The organism is Micromonospora sp. CA-248212, assembly GCF_050948405.1.
In the GTDB taxonomy this organism is placed as follows: domain Bacteria; phylum Actinomycetota; class Actinomycetes; order Mycobacteriales; family Micromonosporaceae; genus Micromonospora.
In genome coordinates, this window is record NZ_CP192023.1 from 2,302,001 (window position 1) to 2,320,783 (window position 18,783).

The 18,783-nt window shown below is 73.7% G+C and carries 19 protein-coding genes; 11 read left to right on the plus strand and 8 right to left on the minus strand.

Annotated elements, in window-relative coordinates; genetic code table 11:
- Positions 1-50 precede the first annotated feature (50 nt).
- Entirely contained in the window at positions 51-272 is a 222-nt protein-coding gene (locus ACQP03_RS11260) for a hypothetical protein (protein WP_355050387.1), read from the plus strand.
- Between the two features lie 85 nt (positions 273-357).
- Here ACQP03_RS11260 and ACQP03_RS11265 read toward each other — a convergent pair whose 3' ends face one another.
- Positions 358-561 carry a hypothetical protein gene (locus tag ACQP03_RS11265; protein ID WP_357120246.1) on the minus strand — a complete coding sequence of 68 codons (204 nt, stop codon included), beginning with the start codon at positions 559-561 and terminating at the stop codon, positions 358-360.
- Between the two features lie 226 nt (positions 562-787).
- Here ACQP03_RS11265 and ACQP03_RS11270 point away from each other — a divergent pair, with 226 nt between their 5' ends.
- Together ACQP03_RS11270 and ACQP03_RS11275 are read left to right on the plus strand one after the other, a co-directional pair.
- Complete coding sequence (locus ACQP03_RS11270) at positions 788-1,018, plus strand: winged helix-turn-helix domain-containing protein (protein WP_357120243.1); 231 nt, start codon at positions 788-790, stop codon at positions 1,016-1,018.
- A 259-nt stretch (positions 1,019-1,277) separates the two neighbouring features.
- Entirely contained in the window at positions 1,278-1,487 is a 210-nt protein-coding gene (locus tag ACQP03_RS11275; protein WP_433460855.1) for a hypothetical protein, read from the plus strand.
- Positions 1,488-1,523: 36 nt separating this feature from the next.
- Here the strand turns inward: ACQP03_RS11275 and ACQP03_RS11280 are convergent, their stop codons facing one another.
- From ACQP03_RS11280 to ACQP03_RS11290, 3 genes are all read right to left on the minus strand, one after another.
- Complete coding sequence (locus ACQP03_RS11280; RefSeq protein WP_357120237.1) at positions 1,524-2,585, minus strand: Gfo/Idh/MocA family oxidoreductase; 1,062 nt, start codon at positions 2,583-2,585, stop codon at positions 1,524-1,526.
- Between the two features lie 85 nt (positions 2,586-2,670).
- Entirely contained in the window at positions 2,671-3,336 is a 666-nt protein-coding gene (locus ACQP03_RS11285; protein ID WP_357171526.1) for a response regulator transcription factor, read from the minus strand.
- On the minus strand, positions 3,324-4,613 hold the full coding sequence (locus ACQP03_RS11290; protein WP_396832232.1) for a sensor histidine kinase: 1,290 nt from the start codon (positions 4,611-4,613) through the stop codon (positions 3,324-3,326). Before ACQP03_RS11290 ends, ACQP03_RS11285 begins: the two co-directional genes overlap by 13 nt.
- 152 nt (positions 4,614-4,765) lie before the next feature.
- Here ACQP03_RS11290 and ACQP03_RS11295 point away from each other — a divergent pair, with 152 nt between their 5' ends.
- The 3 genes from ACQP03_RS11295 to ACQP03_RS11305 all read left to right on the plus strand — a co-directional run bounded on the left by ACQP03_RS11295 (position 4,766) and on the right by ACQP03_RS11305 (position 7,945).
- A complete protein-coding gene (locus tag ACQP03_RS11295) occupies positions 4,766-5,461 on the plus strand; it encodes an SDR family NAD(P)-dependent oxidoreductase (protein WP_357120228.1) in 696 nt (231 codons plus the stop codon).
- The gene (locus ACQP03_RS11300; RefSeq protein ID WP_357120225.1) at positions 5,455-7,089 is read left to right on the plus strand and encodes an MFS transporter; all 1,635 of its coding nucleotides are present in this window, start codon (positions 5,455-5,457) and stop codon (positions 7,087-7,089) included. The genes ACQP03_RS11295 and ACQP03_RS11300 overlap by 7 nt, the downstream gene beginning before the upstream one ends.
- 91 nt (positions 7,090-7,180) lie before the next feature.
- Positions 7,181-7,945 carry a TetR/AcrR family transcriptional regulator gene (locus ACQP03_RS11305; protein WP_357171528.1) on the plus strand — a complete coding sequence of 255 codons (765 nt, stop codon included), beginning with the start codon at positions 7,181-7,183 and terminating at the stop codon, positions 7,943-7,945.
- Here the strand turns inward: ACQP03_RS11305 and ACQP03_RS11310 are convergent.
- A complete protein-coding gene (locus ACQP03_RS11310) occupies positions 7,942-8,751 on the minus strand; it encodes a helix-turn-helix domain-containing protein (protein ID WP_433461147.1) in 810 nt (269 codons plus the stop codon). The two genes, ACQP03_RS11305 and ACQP03_RS11310, sit on opposite strands and share 4 nt — an antisense overlap.
- A 138-nt stretch (positions 8,752-8,889) precedes the next feature.
- Between ACQP03_RS11310 and ACQP03_RS11315 the strand changes: the two genes are divergently transcribed.
- The 3 genes from ACQP03_RS11315 to ACQP03_RS11325 all read left to right on the plus strand — a co-directional run bounded on the left by ACQP03_RS11315 (position 8,890) and on the right by ACQP03_RS11325 (position 13,260).
- Complete coding sequence (locus tag ACQP03_RS11315) at positions 8,890-9,810, plus strand: SDR family NAD(P)-dependent oxidoreductase (RefSeq protein ID WP_357120220.1); 921 nt, start codon at positions 8,890-8,892, stop codon at positions 9,808-9,810.
- A 74-nt stretch (positions 9,811-9,884) separates the two neighbouring features.
- Complete coding sequence (locus ACQP03_RS11320; protein ID WP_357120217.1) at positions 9,885-11,087, plus strand: low temperature requirement protein A; 1,203 nt, start codon at positions 9,885-9,887, stop codon at positions 11,085-11,087.
- 49 nt (positions 11,088-11,136) lie between these two features.
- A complete protein-coding gene (locus ACQP03_RS11325) occupies positions 11,137-13,260 on the plus strand; it encodes a hypothetical protein (protein WP_433460856.1) in 2,124 nt (707 codons plus the stop codon).
- A 12-nt stretch (positions 13,261-13,272) separates the two neighbouring features.
- Here ACQP03_RS11325 and ACQP03_RS11330 read toward each other — a convergent pair whose 3' ends face one another.
- From ACQP03_RS11330 to ACQP03_RS11340, 3 genes are all read right to left on the minus strand, one after another.
- On the minus strand, positions 13,273-13,662 hold the full coding sequence (locus ACQP03_RS11330; protein WP_357120212.1) for a hypothetical protein: 390 nt from the start codon (positions 13,660-13,662) through the stop codon (positions 13,273-13,275).
- Positions 13,659-14,108 (minus strand): hypothetical protein, encoded by a 450-nt coding sequence (locus tag ACQP03_RS11335; RefSeq protein WP_357120209.1) that lies wholly within the window; start codon positions 14,106-14,108, stop codon positions 13,659-13,661. The genes ACQP03_RS11330 and ACQP03_RS11335 overlap by 4 nt, the downstream gene beginning before the upstream one ends.
- A gap of 259 nt (positions 14,109-14,367) precedes the next feature.
- Positions 14,368-15,258, minus strand: coding sequence for an alpha/beta fold hydrolase (locus ACQP03_RS11340; protein WP_357171530.1), 891 nt, complete (start codon positions 15,256-15,258; stop codon positions 14,368-14,370).
- A 125-nt stretch (positions 15,259-15,383) separates the two neighbouring features.
- Here ACQP03_RS11340 and ACQP03_RS11345 point away from each other — a divergent pair, with 125 nt between their 5' ends.
- Complete coding sequence (locus ACQP03_RS11345; RefSeq protein WP_433460857.1) at positions 15,384-17,525, plus strand: BTAD domain-containing putative transcriptional regulator; 2,142 nt, start codon at positions 15,384-15,386, stop codon at positions 17,523-17,525.
- A gap of 32 nt (positions 17,526-17,557) precedes the next feature.
- Positions 17,558-18,754 carry a hypothetical protein gene (locus ACQP03_RS11350; protein WP_433460858.1) on the plus strand — a complete coding sequence of 399 codons (1,197 nt, stop codon included), beginning with the start codon at positions 17,558-17,560 and terminating at the stop codon, positions 18,752-18,754.
- Positions 18,755-18,783 lie beyond the last annotated feature (29 nt).

Consider the following 18,783-nt stretch of genomic DNA (forward strand, 5'->3'; position numbering starts at 1 on the left):
TGCCCACCTGCGCCGTACCCCCGGCGCGAAAATTGCTATACGGTCGGCGAATGAAGGTGGAGGAACACTGGTGGAACGGTGACACGACCCCGCGCGGGCGCCGGGACGTGTACATCCGTACTGACGGGCAAGGTTGGGAGGTTCGCGCCCAGATCGGTGGGGCGTCGGGCCGTGAGCGGGTGCAGCAGTGCCCCAGCCGGGCCTCGGCGACCATCCTCGCCGACGCCTGGCGCGGTACGCACCCATCCTGGCGCGAGCTGAAGCAGCGCTGATCCGGCACCGGGTCGGGCCGGCAACGCCCCCCGCGCCCCCCGGCCCACCCGGTGCTCGACCCCACCCCCTTTTCGCGCCCCGAGGTCACCCCTTCTGAATCATGATCGCGGCAACCTCTGCCGCGAGGGCCGATGCCCACTCAAGCTGAGGACAGTCGTCCCGCCCTCTGCATTCCAGGCACCCACCTGCCCGCCACGGTGAGTCGAGCGCATCCGTCCAGTGCGTGTCGAGCACGCGTTTGGCGGTGAAAAGCTCGGTGGCCCTGGACACGGGTTCGTCGATCGGCATGCTCGGCACCTTTCGCGATATCACGATGAGTCCCGCCCAGAGGTTGGCGAACCGATCGCGCCAATCCCCTGAGCGGGTGCCGGGGTCAGGCTCCACCGTTTGCCGAACGAAGGAACCGACCACCTTCGCTTGACATTAGAGACCTTTAGTACCTAAGGCAATGTTGGTCTTGAAGGGGTGTGATCGGCGTGATCCGATGGAAGGTGCCGAACGAAGGAACCTTCACATGCCCATACCGACTGGCGGATACCGCGAGGTGGCCGAGGATCTCGCCGCACGCATCGCAAGTGGGGAGTACGCGCCGGGTGAGCGGCTGCCCACGTACAACGAACTCTCCGCCCTCTATGACGTCAGCGTGACCACGGTCCAGAGGGCGGTCATCGTCCTACAGACTCGTGGTCTGGTCATAGGTCTTCAGGGTCGCGGCCTGTGGGTCGCGGAGAAGTCGCCCACCTGATCGGCGCGCCCTTCGTCTTCCTTGATCACTTGATGCTCACCAGTTCGGAGAGGCTTCCTGGAACTGGTGAGCATCAAGTGATCAAGCCGAGAGCGCTCGATCAACTCGACTTCGCCGATCCGGGGGCATCCCGAGGCCGGGATACCGCGACATCGTGGAAGTGGAGTGGATCAACCCCGGGCGCGGCCAGGTCCCGTGGGCGCATTCCCCGCCGCAGGCCGGGTAGGCAGGGGTGGTCCGCGCGCGATGGAGGTCGCTCATGTCGCAGGGTCCCGACGAGGACAACCCTCGGCTCGACGAGGAGGTACGGGAGGCCGAACGCCGTCTCGCCGACCTCGTCACCCCGTCGGGCGACGCGCTGACCGACGACGACGCCCGCGTGCCGGACGATGCCCTCTCCGAGCGGGACGAAGCTCTCTTCGAGCAGGAAATTGCCCGCTCCGAGCGGGACGAGGCCTCCTCCGAGTAGGAGAAGGCCCCCTCCGAGCAGGAGACGAAGTAACGCTCAGGACGTCGGGACCGGCAGCACCGCGCCCTCGGCCGCCGACCGGTGCGCCAGCTCGATCAGCTCGACCGTGGCGGCCGAGTCGCGCGGGTCCACCGGCATCGGGGTGCCGTCGCGCAGCGCCGCCGCCACCTCGGCGTAGAAGCTCTGGTACGCCCCGGGCAGCGTCGGTGTCGGGCGCAGGTCACCGTCGACGCCGAGCAGGCCGTACCGCTCCGGTGGGACCTCGCCCCAGCCCGGCTGGTCCGGTCGGCCGCCGTCGTGCAGCGCGGCCTCCTGCACGTCCAGCCCGTAGGTCGTGTAGCCGGCGCGGTCGCCGAGCACCCGCAGGCGGGGGCCGAGCTGCGCGGTGATCGCCCCCATCCACAGGTGCGAACGCACGCCGTTGGTGTGGGTCAACGCCACGAACGCGTCGTCGTCGACCTCGGCGCCCGCGCGGCGGCGGTCGACCTCGGCGTAGACCCGCTCTACGGTGCCGAAGAGCTGCACGGCCTGATCGACGAGGTGCGCGCCCAGGTCGAACAGGGCGCCCCCGGCCTCGTCCACCCCGGCCAGCTCTCGCCAACCCGGCTTGATCGTGGGGCGGAACCGCTCGAACCGGGACTCGAACCGCAGCACCCGACCCAGCTCGCCGCTCTCCACGAGCGCGCGGGCGGTCAGGAAGTCGCCGTCCCAGCGGCGGTTCTGGAACACCGTCAGCGGCACTCCGCGCCGCTCGGCCTCCTCGACGAGCGCCCGGGCGTCGGCGGCGGTGGGGGCCAGGGGCTTGTCGACGACGACCGGCAGGCCGGCGGCGAGGGCCGCCCGCGCCATCGGCACGTGCTGCCGGTTCGGCGTCGCGACCACGACCAGGTCCAGAGCTTCGGGGGTACGCCACAGCTCGTCGGCGTCGTCCACCAGGCGGGCGTCGGGGAAGTGCTGCTGGGCCTGCTCGCGCCGCTGCGGATCGCGCGTCACGATGGCGTCCAGCCGCAGACCGGGCGTCGCGGCGATCAGCGGAGCGTGGAAGACCCGACCCGCCAGCCCGTACCCCAGCAGACCGACCCGCAGCGCCTCCGCCATGCCGTACCCCTTTCTCCTGGCCCGCGCCCGGTTCGGCGGCGGTACCGCCGATCGAATCTACGCTCCGATCATCGCCCGGCGCTGGTCAGCCCACCGGGTCGGCGCGCAGATAGGTGAGCACGGCGAGCACCCGGCGGTTCGTGTCGTCGCTGGGCGGCAGGTCGAGCTTCAGCAGGATGTTGCCGACGTGCTTGCCGATGGCGGCCTCGGTGACGTGCAGCCGGGCGGCGATGGACGCGTTGGAGCGGCCCTCGGCCAGCAGCGCCAGCACCTCCCGTTCGCGGGCGGAGAGCGCGGCGAGCGGGTCGCGGGGCCGGTGCAGCAGTTGCCGCACCACGTCCGGGTCGATGGCGGTGCCGCCGTCGGTGACGCGGCGCAGCGTGTCGACGAACTCGGTGACCTCGGCCACCCGGTCCTTGAGCAGGTAGCCGACCCGCTGGCCGTCGCCGCTGTCCAGCAGCGCCGCCGCGTACCCGGTCTGCACGAACTGGCTGAGCACCACCACGGGCAGGCCGGGCCGCTCGGCGCGCAGCGCGACGGCGGCGCGTAGCCCGTCGTCACGCCGACCCGGTGGCATCCGGATGTCGGTCAGCACGAGATCCGGCTGGTGCGTGCGGGCCGCCTCCAGCAGTTCCGGCGCGGAGCCGACGGCCGCGCACACCGCGAACTCGAAGCGGGTCAGGAGCGCGACCAGCCCCTCGCGCAGCAGCACCTCGTCCTCGGCGAGCACCACCCGGGTCACCGGCGACATGGCAGCTCCACCCGGACCAGGGTGGGCCCGCCGGGAGGGCTGGCCAGCAGCAACCGGCCGTCGGCGGCGGCGACCCGGTCGGCGAGGCCGGTCAGGCCGGTGCCCCGGGCGGGGTCGGCGCCGCCGCGCCCGTCGTCGGACACCTCGACGACGAGGTCGCCGCCGGTCCGGGTCAGGCGTACGTCGGCGCGGGTCGCCCCGGCGTGCCGGGCCACGTTGCCCAACGCCTCGGACACCACGAAGTACGCGGTGGTCTCGACGATCTCGGGCAACTCACCGTCGACGTCGGCGTGCACCGTGACCGCGACGGGAGAGGCGTCGGCCACCTCGCGGACGGCGTCGGCGAGGCCGAGATCGGTGAGGCTCTGCGGCCGGATGCCGTGCACCAACTGCCGCAACATCACCATCAGTCCCCGCGCCTGGTCGTGCGCCACGGCGAGGGGCCGGGCGGCGGGGGAGTCCTCGGGTACGTCCAGCCGGGCCAGGCCCAGTTGGAGGGTGAGGCTGGTCAGCCGGGGCTGCGCGCCGTCGTGCAGGTCCCGTTCGATGCGCCGCCGTTCCGCCTCGTACGCGCCGACCAGCCGGGTCCGGGAACGGGCGACCTCGCGCAGCGCGGCGGCGTCGGCGGGGCTGGCCAGCGCCCACCGGGCGACCGTGGCCTGGGCGGCGGCGAGCAGTCCCGCCGCGTAGCAGAGCACCGGGACGAGCAGCACACCCACGATCGCGTACGGGACGGCTTCGCCGGCGCTTTCGATCGGGCGCCAGATCACCACCGGATCGGCCTCGCCGACCACCCAGGGGCTGGTGACCATCCCGAGGTCCAGCAGCACCAACACCAGGAACGTCCAGTACGCGACCGGCACCACACCGCCCAGCCAGAACAGGTACGCCACCTCCCGCCAGCCGGCCGCGCTGCGGTAGCGGGCCACCAGGCCCGGCCACCGCGACGTGGGCAGCGGGCGGCCGTCCACGAGGCCGAGTCGCCAGCGTTCGACGGCGGCGACCGGGACGCTCGCGAGCGGCGCGAGGGCCACCATCGTGAGGCTGCCGACCGCCAGGAACAGCATCAGCGGTATCTCCGGCGGCCGACCGTGCTGTCGCAGCGCGTTGGCGGCGGCCAGTAGGGGCGCGCCGATGATGAGCAGCCCGACGGTGAGCACACCGGCGATCGGCACGGTGGTGACCAGGTAGGCCAGCGCGCGCCAGGGCCAGGCGGAGATCAGCCAGTCGCGCCTTCGCAGGGCGGCGGCGAGGTGACGGGGGTGTTCCGAGGTCATGCCGCTGACGCTAATCGCCGACCAGGGGCGGCCCCAGCCGTCCAGATCCCCTTTGCGGGGTATGCCCAGCACTACCGGCGCCGGGGTGTGCGACGTCGGGAAACGGGAAGGACGCGCGACGTGTGACCTGTGGTGGCGACGGCGGGAGCGACATGGGTGCCAGAACGTTCGTGGTGGTCGGCGGAACCAGCGGGCTGGGCCTCGCGGTGGCCCGGCTGCTGCTCGACGAGTACCGCGTCGTGGTGTTCGGCAACGTGCCGGCCGAGGTCGCCGCGACGACCGACGAGCTGGGGTGCGACGGCGCGGTCTGCGACGTCTCCTCCTACGAGCAGGTCCGGGACGCCTTCGCCGAGGTGGTGGGGCGCTACGGCACCGTCGACGGGGTTGCGGCGTGCGCGTCGATGTGGGCGGGCGGTGATCTGGACGACCTGTCCGTGGAGCACATCCGGCGGGCCGTGGAGATCAACGTGCTGGGCACCACGTTCCTGTTGCGGGAGGCGTTGGCGCACCTGAACCGGCAGGGCTACGGCAACATCGTGTACGTCGGGGCGATGGCGCTGGCGGCGCCCAGGCCCGGCATACCGGTCTACCGGGCGACCAAGAGCTACGGCAGCAGCCTCGTCGACTCGCTGGCCGAGGCCCAGCACAGCAACCGGGTCAAGGTGATGCAGTTGCATCCCGGGCCGATGCCGACCCGCCTCCAGGAGCGCGTCGGGGCCGAGTTCCTCGACGAGATCTACGCCCTGCCCGAGCAGGTCGCCACCGAGGTCGTCCGACTGCTGCTGCTGCGACCCGACGACCTCTACGTCTCCGGTGAGCGCGTGCTCCGCGCGGACGGACGGTGGTGACGGCGGGGCCCGGGGCGGGGGACCGTCCGGCCTCCGCGTGGGCGCCCCTGCGCGGCGCCGTCTACCGCAACCTGTGGCTGGCCCTGCTCGCCGCCAACGTCGGCACCTGGATGCAGACCGTCGGCGCGCAGTGGCTGCTGATCCACCACGCCAACGCCGCCACGCTGGTCGCCCTGGTGCAGACCGCCAGCCTCCTGCCGGTGCTGCTGCTGGCGCTGCCCGCCGGTGTGCTGGCCGACAGTTTCGACCGCCGCCACCTGCTGATCGCCGTACAGCTGTTCCTGGTCGCGGTGGCGGTGGCGTTGGCCCTGCTCACCCTGACCGATCGGATGCCACCGGCCCTGCTGCTCACCCTGACCTTCGCGTTCGGCGTCGGGCAGGCGCTCACCCTGCCGGCCTGGTCGGCGGTGATCCCGGAGTTGGTGCCGCAGGAACAACTGCGCTCGGCGTCCGCGCTGGGCTCGATCAGTGTGAACGTGGCGCGGGCGGTGGGACCGGCGGTGGCCGGCGTGCTGATCTCCCGGACCGGCGTCGCCCCGGTGTTCGGGCTGAACGCGCTGGCGTTCGCCATCTTCGCGTACGCGCTGTGGCGCTGGCGGCCCGGCAACGCCCGCGCCGTCGAGGTGCCCGAGCGGTTCACCGCCGCGCTGCGCGCCGGGAGCCGCTACGTACGCCACTCGCCGACCGTGCGCCGGCTGCTGCGCCGCGCGTTGGTCTTCGTGATCCCGGCCAGCGCGCTGTGGGCGCTGCTGCCGCTGGTGGCGGCCCGGCGGCTCGGGCTGGGTTCCGGCGGGTACGGGCTGCTCCTGGGCGCGCTCGGGGTGGGCGCCATCGCGGGCGGCGTGCTGCTGGCCCTGATCCGTACCCGGCTTTCGGCCAACCAGCTCCTGCTCATCTCCGGCGCGCTGTTCACCGCCGCGCTGGCGGTCGTCGGCACCGTCCGGGTGGTGCCACTGGTGCTCGTGGCCCTGCTGCCGGCGGGGATGGCCTGGGTGACGGTGCTGGCCAACATCAACGCCGAGATGCAGCTCTTCCTGCCCAGCTGGGTACGGGCCCGGGGCCTGGCCGTCTACCAGGTGTGTTTCGCCGGCGGGCAGGCCGTGGGCGCGCTGCTGTGGGGTCTGGTGGCCGAGATGGGCGGGCTGCTCCCCGCCTACCTCACGGCGGCGGCGTTGATGTTCGTCGGAACGGTGACCAGCCGGATCTGGCCGCTGCCGGACCTGCGGTCGGTGAACCGGGAACCGGCGGCCTACTGGCCGCAACTGCACCTGGAACACGAGCCGGACCCGTGGGTGGGGCCGGTGCTGGTGACGGTGCGGTACACCGTCCGGCCGGAGCGGGAGGGACCGTTCCTCGCGGCGATGAACGTGGTACGCGCAGCCCGGCAGCGCACCGGCGCGATGCGCTGGGGGCTGTTCCGGCCGGCCGAGACGACCGGCCGGTTCGTCGAGGTGTACCTGGTGCCGTCGTGGGACGAGCACCTGCGCCAGCACGGCGGTCGGTTGACCGGCGCGGACCGCGAGGCCGAGGCGCGGGCCCGGGAGCTGACCGATGGCATCCCGCAGGTACGCCACCTCGTGCCGGCCGCCGCCGGACCGCGGCTGTCCGACGCCCGCGAAGAGGTTTGACGCGTCGTACCCGTCGGTGCCGACGGGCCGCCACCTGTGGACCGCGCCGGCACCGTACCGCGTACGCCCGCGTTGTTAGGATGGCCGGACCATGGCGACTGAGCGCAAGCCGACCGCGGACCCGGCCCGCAGCCTGGCGATCCTCTGGCGCACCCGGGAACCGACCAGCCGCGGCGCCGGGCAGGGGCTCACCGTCGACCGGATCGTCCGGGCCGCCATCGACATCGCCGACGCCGAAGGGCTCGACGCGGTGACCATGCGTCGGGTCGCCGAGGCGCTGGGGGTGGGCACCATGTCGGTCTACACATACGTGCCGGGCAAGGCCGAACTCGTCGACGTCATGATCGACACCGCGTACGGCGAGATGCCGCGTTCCGCCGCCGAGGGGGACTGGCGGGCCCGGCTGGAACGGATTGCCCGGGACAACCTGGCGCTCTACCAGCGGCACCGGTGGATGGTGCGGGCCGAGACCACCCGCCCGGTGCTCGGGCCGCACCTGGTGGCCAAGTACGACCACGAACTCGGCGCGGTCGCCGACATCGGGCTCTCCGACGTCGAGATGGACGCCGTGCTCACCCTCGTGCTCGGGCACGTGAAGAGTTCCGCGCGCGCCGCCTCCGAGGTGGTCGACCTGGAACGGGAGACCGGCATGACCGACGGCCAGTGGTGGCAGTCGCACGCGCCCTGGCTGGAAACGTTCCTGAACCCCGACAGCTACCCGACCGCGTCGCGGGTCGGCACGGCGGCCGGCCAGCAGCACGGCGCCGCCTACGGCCCGGAGTACGCCTTCGAGTTCGGCCTGCAACGCGTCCTCGACGGCATCTCGGTGGTGGTCGCCGAGCGGGCGGCCGACTAGCCGTCCAGCGCGGGGACGGCGTTGCCGAGCCGGGCGAGGGAGCGGGCGGACGGGCTGCCCGGCTCGGCGTGGTAGACGACCAGCGACTGGGTCGTGCCGCTGATCGTCAGCTTCTCGTAGCGCAGCTCCAACTCGCCCACCTGCGGATGGCGGAACACGCGCAACCCGCCGCCCGCGCGGGCGGTGACGTCGTGGCGCGCCCACAGCCGCCGGAACAACTCGCTGCCGGCCGTCAACTCGTCGACCAGCTCGGTGAGCCGTGGATCGTCCACCTGCGCGCGCAGGCCCGCCACCGCGCTGGCGGCGACCGCCTCCGGGGCCGGGTAGAGCGCCGGCACGCGCGGGCCCAGGAAGACCTCGCGCAGCAGGTTCACCCCGACCCGGTAGATCGGTGTCAGCGCGGTCGCCATCGGGTTGGCGAAGAGGACGTCCAGGTGTCGGCCGTGCACGAAGGCCGGCGTTTGCGCCCAGGAACCCACCAACTGCCGGATGCCCACCGGTACCCGCTCCGGGCGTCGTGCCGGGCGCTCGGGCGGGGCGTGCCCACCGAGGCGGCGCAGGTGCGCGGTGGCCTCCGTGTCCAACAGCAGCGCCCGGGCCAGCGCTTCGAGCACCTGGGCCGACGGGTTGCGGTCCCGGCCCTGCTCCAACCGCAGGTAGTAGTCGGCGCTGATGCCGGCGAGCAGGGCCACCTCCTCGCGTCGCAGCCCCGGCACCCGTCGGCGACCATGTGCCGGCAGACCGACGTCACCCGGCCCGACCAGCTCGCGCCGGGCACGCAGGTACTCGCCCAGCGGGCCGGCCATGCTCACCAGCCCATCGTAGGAGCGCCCGCCGCCGCCCAGCCTGGTCCTGCCACTACCAGGAAAACCGGTAACCCGGATATCGCCGTCCGGCCGGGTGACAGTGGGTCGCATACGGATTCCGAGAGAGATGGGACAAAGATGACCAAGCTCATCACGACGCCGTTCGGTTTCGCCTCGACCGCCGACGAGGTGCTGGCCGGAGTCGACCTGACCGGCAAGCGGGCCGTCATCACCGGCGGCGCGGCCGGCATCGGCATCGAGACCGCCCGCTCCCTGGCCGCGGCCGGCGCCGAGGTGGTGCTCGCGGTGCGTCGCGTCCCGGCCGGCGAGGAGGCCGCAAGGAACATCGCGGCCAGCGTCGGCGCGGACCGGGTCACGGTCCGCGAGCTGGATGTGGCCAACCAGGACTCGGTACGCCGGTTCGTCGCCGGCTGGGAGGGGCCGCTGCACATTCTGATCAACAATGCCGGGATCATGGCGCTGCCCGAGTTGGAGCGCACCACCGAGGGCTGGGAGATGCAGTTCGCCACCAACTTCGTGGGGCACTACGCGCTGACCGTCGGCCTGCACGACGCCCTCGCCGCCGCCGGTGGCGCCCGGGTCGTGTCGGTCAGCTCCAGCGGCAACCTCTTCTCCCCGGTGATCTTCGACGACCTGCACTTCGCGTTCCGCCCGTACGACCCGCTCCTGGCGTACGGGCAGTCCAAGAGCGCCGAGGCCCTGCTCGCCGTCGAGGCCGACCGTCGCTGGGCCGCCGAGGGCATCCACGCCAACGCCTTGAACCCGGGCGCGATCGCGACCGGGCTGCAGAAGCACACCGGCGGGCTGCGTACCCCGAAGGAGCGGCAGAAGACCCCGCAGCAGGGTGCCGCCACCTCGGTGCTGCTCGCCGCGTCCCCGCTGCTCGACGGCGTCGGCGGTCGCTACTTCGAGGACTGCGCCGAGGCCCCGGTCCGGACCGAGCGACCCGCCGACTACACCGGTGTGGCGGCGTACGCCCTCGACCCGGGCAACGCCGAGCGCCTCTGGAACGTGGCGGCGGACCTGATCGCCCGCTGACCCCGGAACCCGCCCGAGCGGGGCCCTGCGGATGGTACGACTGGGTCGGCGGGTGACGTCCGGGAAGGGGGGCGATGGCGAACGGGCTTCCCGGGCGGCTGCTCCAGAAGCGGGAGGACCCCCGGCGGACCTCGTTCCTGGAGCTCTTCTTCGACCTGGCCTTCATCTTCGCGTTGACCCGGCTGTCCCGGGCGGTGGTCGACGACCCCAGCGTCAACGGTGGCTTCCAGGTCATGGTGATGCTGGCGGCGATCTGGTGGGTGTGGTTCGTGACCGCGTGGTCGGCGGACTGGTTCGACCCCCGGGCGCCGCTGATCGTCGTACTCCTGCTCTGGGTGATGTTCGGCGGCCTGCTGATGGCCGCGGCCGTGCCCACCGCGTTCGGCTCGCACGCCGCGCTGTTCGCCAGCGCCTACGTGGCGATCCACGTCGGCCGGGGCGCCCTGCTGATCCCGGCGCTGCGCGGGCACCCGCTGCAACTGCGGAGCCTGCGGGTGGCGATCTGGTTCGCGATCTCCGGTGCGATGTGGTTGGTGGGCGCGGCCGTCGCGCCGGCCCGGGAGGTGCTCTGGACCCTCGCCCTGGTGCTGGAGTACTCCCTGGCCCGGCTGCGTTGGCCGTTTCCGTGGCTCGGGCGCAGCTCGTGGCCGGACCTCCAGGTCAACGGTGAGCACCTCTCCGAGCGGTACCAGCAGATCTTCATCATCGCGTTGGGCGAGCTGATCCTGTTCGCCGGCATCGCCTACAGCGACGCCGGCCTGCACGTCGAGAGCACGCTGGCCTTCGCCCTGGCGTTCGTCACCGCGGTGGCCCTCGCCCGGCTCTACCTGGTGCCGGCCGGCTCGCGGCTGGGCGCGAGCATCATGGCGGCCGGTCCGCCCGGCAGCAAGCTGGCGCTGCTCGCCGGCTACCTGCACCTGCTCATGATCGCCGGCGTCCTGGCCACCTCGGTGGCCATGGAGATGACGATCGAGAACCCCCGCACCGAGGAGACGGCGCAACTGGCCCTCGGCATCGTCGGCCCGGCGCTGTTCCTGACCGCCCGGATCCTGCTCGCGTGGGCGGTCGACGGCAGCCGGCCCTGGGCACGCCTGGTGGGCGTGCCGGCGATCATCGGGTTCGGGTTCGCGACCCAGCGGCTTCCGCACGTCGCCAACAGCGCCGTCGTCGCCGGGGTGCTGGTGCTGATCGTCCTGATCGACGGGACGCCCGGCCTCCGGCGCTCCGCCGCCAGCAGCAGGCGGGACGGCAGGCCCGATCCCCGGCGGCCCGGGTAACCCGCCGATGTCAGCACCGCGACGGGATGCCCCACCACGATCCGCCGACGTGGTGGAGTTGCGCGTGCACGGCGTGTCGGGGGCGGAACCCTCGGTCGTTCTGGGCTCGGCGTCGGCCCGCCAGGTCGCGGGCGACGATCGTGGCGGCTTCTACCGGCCGGATGGGCCGGGCCGCGACGCCCCCGACGGGTTGACGCTCGAGGCGTACCGCTGGGGTGATCTGCCCTCGGACACGGTGGCCCGGACGATCTCCATGGTCCTGCTGCTGCCGTTCATGCTCAGTAACGCGGCGGCGTGGATGCGACCCACCGGCGAGCGCGCCGCCGGAGTCACCGTCCTCAGCCGGCTCCTCGCGCTCAACCTCACCCTGGTGTACGTGGTGTCCATCGCCGGGGTCGCCCTCGACCTGCTCGCCTGGCGTTGTCTCGGCGCGACACCCTGCCGGGCGCCCTTCGACACGCTGTTCGGGCTGGACGACCGACACGTCGGGCAGCGGCTGGCGGTGTTGGCGTTGCTGCCGATCGCCGCCGTGGGGCTGCTGCGACTGCTCGGGACCCGCCGTCGCCGACTGTCCGGCAGCCCGCTCTGGGCCGTGGAGCCGCTGGTGGAGCGGTTGCGGGCGATCCACGTCGCCGCCGCGCTCGGCGTACTCGATCTGCTGCTGCTCACGGCCCGGCGGGCCGGCGGCGCGACGGTCGGGACGAACCTGTTGCTGGCGTCCACCGCGGCGGTCCTGGTGGCCTGCGTCGGTCTGCTCGCCGTCCCCGGCCTGATCGACCGGGCCGCGACCGCGCGGACGGCGACCGTGACCGCCCGCGCCACCGCCGTGGCGGCGGCCGCCCTGACCGTGGCGACCCTCGTCGTCGTCGCGGGCGACGGGCGGGGCTGGCCGGCGTCGGGCGGACTCCCCGGCTACGGCGGGATCGCGGGCGGCACGCTGTTCGGCCAGATGGCGTTGCTGGTGTTGCTCAGTGCACTGGTGTTGGGGCGACGGGGTCGCGCTCGCGGTCGCCGGGCGCTGCCGGGAGGCGCGGGCGCCGCGGTTATCGCGGCCATCGCGGTCGGCCTGGCTGGCGCTCTCGCCTCCGGCCTGGTCTACCAGAGCGGGGTGCTGCTCGGCGGATATCGCGGTGACGGCGGGCCGCCGTTGCCGTACCGCTGGACGGTGCTGGCCTTCTTCCTGCACGTCGACGCGGCAGTGCTGTTGGGTGTGGTGCTGACCCTCCTGTCGCGTCGGCGTCGCCGCCGCGCGGCGGCGACGATCACCACCCGCGATTTTCCCGCGCCGCCGCCGGGGGCGACCGTGCGGTTGCGACAGGTCACCAAGGCCGTGGCCCGTGCGCGGTTCACCGAGTGGCTGGGCCTGCTGGCCGGCACCTACGCGGTGCTCGCCCTGATCGGGCTGGCCACGAGTCTGCTCGGGCAGTTCGGACGCGAACCGGACGAGCTGGCGTGGCGGGTTCTCGGCCTACCGGCCGGTGTGGTCGGGATGGGCCTGGCGGGAGGCACCTACCTCGTCGCCGCAGTGGCTCTGGCGCTGCTGTCCGGCGGCCTGTTCGCGTACCGGACGGCGTGGTTCCGCCGGCACGTCGGGATCCTGTGGGACCTGGGCACCTTCTGGCCCCGGGCCGCCCACCCGTTCGCGCCGCCGAGCTACGCCGACCGGGCGGTACCGGAGTTGGCCGACCGGATCGGCCACCTGGCCGAGCGGCACGCCGGAGTGCTGCTGTGCGGGCACAGTCACGGTTCGGCGCTGCTGGCGCTCGCGGTGCTGCGGCTGCCGCCGGCCGCGCGGCGACGGGTCGCGCTGCTGACCTACGGCTCCCCACTGGACCGCCTCTACGCCCGGCTCTTCCCCGCCTACCTCGACGACAGGACGCTGCGTCAGGTGGGGGAGCGGGTCGGATGGCGGTGGGTCAACCTGTGGCGGGACACCGATCCGGTCGGCGGCTGGATCTTCGCCGCGCACCGACCCGGCGATCCTTCGCCGGACCCCACCGACCCCGCCGGTCGCGTCGACCGGCGGCTGCGGGATCCGGACGGCCTGCTGCCGGCACCCGGCGAGCGCCGGCCTCCGCCGCTGCGCGGGCACCACCCGGGCGAGTCCGACCCGGCGTTCCGGGCGGTCGTACGTGACCTCGTCGGCCGGCTCCGCGGCGCCGACGCGGAGTGAACAGTGCGCGCGTCACTCGGGGATCCGGTCGGACTCCGCCACCACCGCGCGCACCCTGCGCAGCGTGGCGTCCGGCGCGCGGATCGCCGCCCGCCACCGGTCCAACGTGCGGTTCAGCACGCGGACGACGAACTGCAACTGGTTGACCTGCTCGCGCAGCGTCCCCAGCTCGGTGCGGGCGTGCAGCGCCTCGCCCTCCAGTTCGGTGATCCGGGTCTGGAGCGGCTGCACCAGGGTGAGGGCGGCCTCGGTGAGGGTGTCGGCGGCATCGGCTTTGAACTTGCCTCGCTGGACCAGCACGGTGGCGATCGCGGCCAGGCCGGTCGAACCGCCGAGGATGCCGAGCACGCTGAGCGCCACCTGCACCCAGTGCGGCGCGGTTGGCGCGGGGGAGGTGTTCATGGTGCACTTCCCTGTAGTTCTTCGTAGCTCACACATTCACATGCACGGACGAGACGGCGTAGGTCGACGGCGAGTTGCCAGGCCCGCCACAGCGATCCGACCGTCACCGCGACGATGAACGACGAGGCGACCAGGGACTGCTGGCTCCAGAGGGCGACCAGGGCCACTGCGTACATGCCGGTGATCGTGCCGAGCACCAGGATCGCCGCGAGTTCCATGCCGAGCCCGGTGGAGAGCCGGCCCGGCCACGACAGGCCCAGCAGCCCACAGACACCCGCCGTGATCAGACCGATCTCCCAGGCGACCTGCAGCGGCGTGGGCATGGACGTCTGGACGGAGGCCGGCCGCACGTCGAGGAGCACCATGAGGAGGCCGCAGACGGGCGCCATGCCCAGGACAGCGACCTCGTACGGCTGCTGGTGGAACCGGCTACGCAGATACCTCACGGCAACTCCCTGGCGAAGACCCTGCCGCCTGCCGGCCACCAGAGAGGGCGGCTTGGTCCGGGACCGGCGGTGGTGGAGAGACGATGGTCGAGGAGATGACCGACGTGCCGTCGTTGGTCGCCGATATCTGCCTGTGTATCACCGCCGACCGGTATGCGTCCACCTGGTGTAACGTCGTATTTCCGCAGGTCAGAGCATTCGGGGGTGGGTGGCCGGGCGGTCTGCGGCAACCCGGCCACCCCTCGACCGCTCGTTACATTCAGTGTCGGATATCCAACTCCCCGTGGCCGCGTAGCGCCCCCACCACGACGGCCGGCGCCTCCTCGGCCATGAAGTGCCCGCAGGTGACGGTCTGGTGCGAGAGGTCCGGCGCCCAGGCCCGCCACACGGCTGCCGCGTCGTAGCCGAGAGCGGCCCCCCAGTCCTGCTGAAGCACGGTCACCGGCATCCGCAGCCGGTTGCCGCCCGCCCGGTCGGCCTCGTCGTGCGCGACGTCGATCGCCGCGGACGCCCGGTAGTCGGCGACGATCGAGGTCACCGCCTCGCGCGACGCGCGCAGGTATTCGGCGCGTACGTCGGCCGGCAGCGCGTCCGGGTCCCGGGTCCAGACGTCGAGGAAGTGGCCGAAGAACGCGTCCGGGCTGCCAGCGATCAGCTTCTCGGGCAGGCCGGGCGGCTGCGCCATCAGGTAGAGGTGGAAGGCGACGGAGGCGTCGACCCCGTGCAGCACATCCCACATGTCCAGGGTGGGTAGCACGTCGAGCAGGGTGAGCCGGCTGATCGCCGCCGGGTGGTCGAGGCCGGCGCGGAACGCCACGAGAGCGCCCCGGTCGTGCCCGGCCAGGGCGAAGCGGTCATGGCCGAGCGCGTGGGCCAGCGCCACGACGTCGGCGGCCATGGTCCGCTTCGAGTACGCGGTGCCGTCGCCGTCCACGGGCTTGTCGCTCTCGCCGTAGCCGCGCAGGTCCGGGCAGATGACGGTGTGGTCGGCGGCGAGGTCGGCCGCGACGTGCCGCCACATGAGGTGGGTCTGCGGGAAGCCGTGCAACAGCACGATCGGTGGCCCGGAGCCGCCCACGGCGGCGCTGAGCGTCACGCCGTCGGCGACGGTGACGCGCTGGTAGTCGAATCCGTTGATCCTCGGCTGCACGGGTGAGCCTTCCTGGTGAGCGGTCCGGCGCGGGGGGATGCCCGTCGTCGGCGTACGTCATCGAGCCTGCCCGGGGGTGATCAGCGGACGGTCAGTGTCGGATCAGTGCGGGCTAGATTGAGGCCATGACCAGGCAGCCGACGGCACCGGTGACGTTCGGCGTGCTCGGGCCGGTGACCGCCGTCGCCGGGACCGGCCCGGTTCCGCTGCGGGGGCACCGGCAGCGCCTGGTGCTGGCCCGGTTGCTCATCGCCGGTGGCCGGGTGGTGCCGGTGGAACGTCTCGTCGACGACCTGTGGGAGGTTCCGCCGGAGCGCGCGGTGGGCGCGATCCGGACGTTCGTCGCCGACCTCCGCCGGGCGTTGGAGCCCGACCGGCCGCCCCGGCAGCCATCTGGCCTCCTGGTCACCGAGCCCTCGGGGTACGCGCTGCGGACCACCCCGGACGCGGTGGACGCCGACCGTTTCGAGGCGGCGGTCGGCGAGGCGGGTCGGCTCCTGACGGCGGAGCTGCCCGCGCCGGCCCTCGTGGCGCTGGACGCGGCGCTCGGGCTGTGGCGTGGGCCCGCGTACGCGGACTGCGTGGGCGAGGGCTGGGCCGTGGCGGAGGTCAACCGGCTGGACGAGCTGCGGATGCTCGCCGTGGAGCGGCGGGCCGAGGCGCTGCTCGCGCTGGGTCGGCCGGACGAGGCCGCCGCCGACCTGCCCGGCCACCTCGCCGCCCATCCGCTGCGCGAGGACGCCTGGCGGCTGCTCGCCCTGGCCCGGTACCGCGCCGGCCGACAGGGCGAGGCGCTGGCCGCCCTGCGCGAGGCCCGCGCCGTCCTGGTGGCGGAGCTGGGGGTGGACCCGGGCCCCGAGTTGCGCCGGCTGGAGGCCGACATCCTCACGCAGGCTCCACACCTCATCGTCACCCCCACGGTGGCCGTTGCGGACCGGGCCGGAGCCGTCCCCGACGGCGGATCGGCGTCACCACGGCCGTTCGTCGGGCGGGACGCGGAGCGGAAGCGGCTGCGGCGTGCCGCCGAGGCCGCCACCCGTTCCGGGCGGCCCACGCTCGCTCTGCTCAGCGGCGACCCGGGCGCCGGCAAGACGGCCCTGGCCGAGGCGCTGACGCGAGAGTTGGCCGCCGAGGGCTGGACCACGGCGTGGGGCCGCAGCCCCGAGTACGAGGGCGCCCCGGCCGCCTGGCCGTGGACCCAGATCGTCGAAGCGCTCACCGGCTCGGACGAGCCGTCCACTCCGGGCGGCGTGTCGTCGTCTGCGGGCGGTGTGTCGTCCGACGGCGGGGCGGCGGACGCCGACAGCGTCGATGATCCCGCCGTGGCCCGGTTCCGCCGACACCGCGCGGTGGCGTCGGTGCTCTCCGCCGCTGCCGACCGGGGCCCGCTGCTGCTGGTCCTGGACGACCTGCACCGGGCCGACGGTGACACGTTGGACCTGCTCACCGCACTGCTCGCCGGGCCGCAACCCGCCACCGGCCCGGTGCTGGTCCTGGGCACGTACCGGGCCACCGAGATCACCGGGGGGTTGACCGCCGCCCTGGCCCGCGCCGCCGGGCTCGAACCCGTGCGGGAGTACCTCGCAGGCCTGTCCCTGGAAGCCACCGGCGAACTGGCCCGCGCCGTCGCCGGCACGGAACTGACCCCGCCCGCCGTCGCGCTGATCCACCGCCGCAGCGCGGGTAACCCGTTCTTCGTCCGGGAGCTGGTCCAGCTCTACGCCGTTGCGGGCGGCGCGGCGCTGGAGGCGGTACCGCCCGGGGTGCGCGACGTCATCCGGCACCGCCTCGCGCAGCTGCCCCCACCAACCCGTACCGTGCTGCGGCAGGCGGCGGTGCTCGGCCGGGACGTCGACCCCGCCGTGCTCGGCGCGTTGACCGACGACCCGGCGGTGCTGCTGGACGCCGTCGACCGCGCGTTGCAGGCCGGCTTCCTGACCGAGCAGGCGTCCGACGGGCGGCTACGGTTCACCCACATCCTGGTCCGCGACACGCTCTACGCCGACCTGTCCGCGCCGCGCCGCGCCGCCTGGCACGCCGCCGTGGCCGAGGCGTTGCAGCGGCACCAGCCCGTCGACCCCGCCACGCTCGCCCACCACCTGCTGTCCGCCGGGGGCCGACGGCCGCCCGCCGGGCCGCCGACTACGCCCGTACCGCCGCCGAACGGGCCGAACGTGGCGGCAACCCGCACGAGGCCACCCGGCTGTGGGCGCAGGTCGTCGAGGCGTACGACCGGGCCGGGGGGACCGAGCGGCGCGAACGGCTGACGGCTCTGCTCGGCCTCGGGCGCTCGCTGGCGGTGACGGGTCGGCTGGCCGAGGCGCGGCGTCACCGTGCCGAGGCGATCGCCGACGCCGAGGCGCTCGGTGACGCCCGACTGACCGCCCAGGTGCTGGCCGGTTTCGACGTGCCCGCCATCTGGACCCGCAACGACGACGACCCGCTCTCCGAGCGGATCGTCCGCGCCGCCGAGCACGCCCTGACCGGCCTCGGCCCGTCCGGATCGGCGCACCGCAGTCGGCTGCTGAGCACCCTCGCGCTGGAACTGCGGGGCGTCACCGATGACCGTGGCCGCCGCGCCGCCGTCGAGGCCGAACGGATCGCCCGGACCCTCGACGACCCCGGGCTGCTGGCCTTCGCGCTGAACGCGCGCTTCATGCACGCCTTCGACCGCGTCGGGCTGGCCGATGTCCGGGCCCGGATCGGCGCCGAGCTGGTCGACCTCGCCGCCCGGCGGCACCTGGTGACCTTCGAGGTGCTGGGCCACCTCATCCTGCTCCAGGCGTGCTGCGCGCGGGCCGACCGGACCGGCGCGGACGAGCACGCGCGCGCCGCCGACCGCCTGGCGCAGCGGTACGAGCTGCCGCTCGTCGGTGTCTTCACCGGCTGGTACGCCGCGCTGCGTCGGGCGTGGGTCGGTGACCGGGGCGCGGCGGTGACCGCGTACCGGAGCGCCGCCGAGCGGCTGCCGACCGACGGCATGCCGGGCCTGGCCCAGGGGCTGCTGCCGCTCGCGCTGCTCGGCCTGCGCCTGGCCGACGCCGTCGACTACCCGGCGGATGATCGGTTGGTACCCGCCGACGGGCGGCCGGTGGACGGTCTCGGCGACGAGGACTGGGCGGGGCTGGACTGGGGCCCGCACGAGCCGTGGGTCCGACCGCTGCTGCTCGCCCACTCCGGTGACCGCGGCGCCGCCGTGTCGGCGTTGCGGGCCGTCCCGGACGGGCCACACGACCTGCTGCGCGAGGTGCGACTGTGCCTCGTCGCCCGGGCTGCGCTCGCCCTGGACGACCGGCCCGCCATCGAGCGCGCCGCCGCCGCGCTCCGGCCGGCCGCCGCCGAACTGGCCGCCGGCAGCGGCGTGCTCACCGCCGGACCGGTCGCCGGGCACCTGGCCGATCTCGCCGCCGCGCTCGGCCACGACGAGGAGGCCGGCACGCACCGCCGCACCGCCCGCCTGCTCACCGCGCGCGTCCGCGCAGTCGACCCGACCTGAGCACTGCCGCGCTCGGCAGCCGGCGACTT

Bases quoted from the DNA above. Each gene is read 5' to 3' on its own strand.
- ACQP03_RS11330 (WP_357120212.1), bottom strand. From the start codon at position 13,662: ATGAACACCTCCCCCGCGCCAACCGCGCCGCACTGGGTGCAGGTGGCG.
- ACQP03_RS11310 (WP_433461147.1), bottom strand. From the start codon at position 8,751: ATGGCCGGCCCGCTGGGCGAGTACCTGCGTGCCCGGCGCGAGCTGGTC.
- ACQP03_RS11295 (WP_357120228.1), top strand. From the start codon at position 4,766: ATGGGTGCCAGAACGTTCGTGGTGGTCGGCGGAACCAGCGGGCTGGGC.
- ACQP03_RS11315 (WP_357120220.1), top strand. From the start codon at position 8,890: ATGACCAAGCTCATCACGACGCCGTTCGGTTTCGCCTCGACCGCCGAC.
- ACQP03_RS11265 (WP_357120246.1), bottom strand. From the start codon at position 561: ATGCCGATCGACGAACCCGTGTCCAGGGCCACCGAGCTTTTCACCGCC.
- ACQP03_RS11320 (WP_357120217.1), top strand. From the start codon at position 9,885: ATGGCGAACGGGCTTCCCGGGCGGCTGCTCCAGAAGCGGGAGGACCCC.
- ACQP03_RS11280 (WP_357120237.1), bottom strand. From the start codon at position 2,585: ATGGCGGAGGCGCTGCGGGTCGGTCTGCTGGGGTACGGGCTGGCGGGT.
- ACQP03_RS11275 (WP_433460855.1), top strand. From the start codon at position 1,278: ATGTCGCAGGGTCCCGACGAGGACAACCCTCGGCTCGACGAGGAGGTA.
- ACQP03_RS11305 (WP_357171528.1), top strand. From the start codon at position 7,181: ATGGCGACTGAGCGCAAGCCGACCGCGGACCCGGCCCGCAGCCTGGCG.
- ACQP03_RS11290 (WP_396832232.1), bottom strand. From the start codon at position 4,613: ATGACCTCGGAACACCCCCGTCACCTCGCCGCCGCCCTGCGAAGGCGC.
- ACQP03_RS11260 (WP_355050387.1), top strand. From the start codon at position 51: ATGAAGGTGGAGGAACACTGGTGGAACGGTGACACGACCCCGCGCGGG.
- ACQP03_RS11345 (WP_433460857.1), top strand. From the start codon at position 15,384: ATGACCAGGCAGCCGACGGCACCGGTGACGTTCGGCGTGCTCGGGCCG.
- ACQP03_RS11270 (WP_357120243.1), top strand. From the start codon at position 788: ATGCCCATACCGACTGGCGGATACCGCGAGGTGGCCGAGGATCTCGCC.
- ACQP03_RS11285 (WP_357171526.1), bottom strand. From the start codon at position 3,336: ATGTCGCCGGTGACCCGGGTGGTGCTCGCCGAGGACGAGGTGCTGCTG.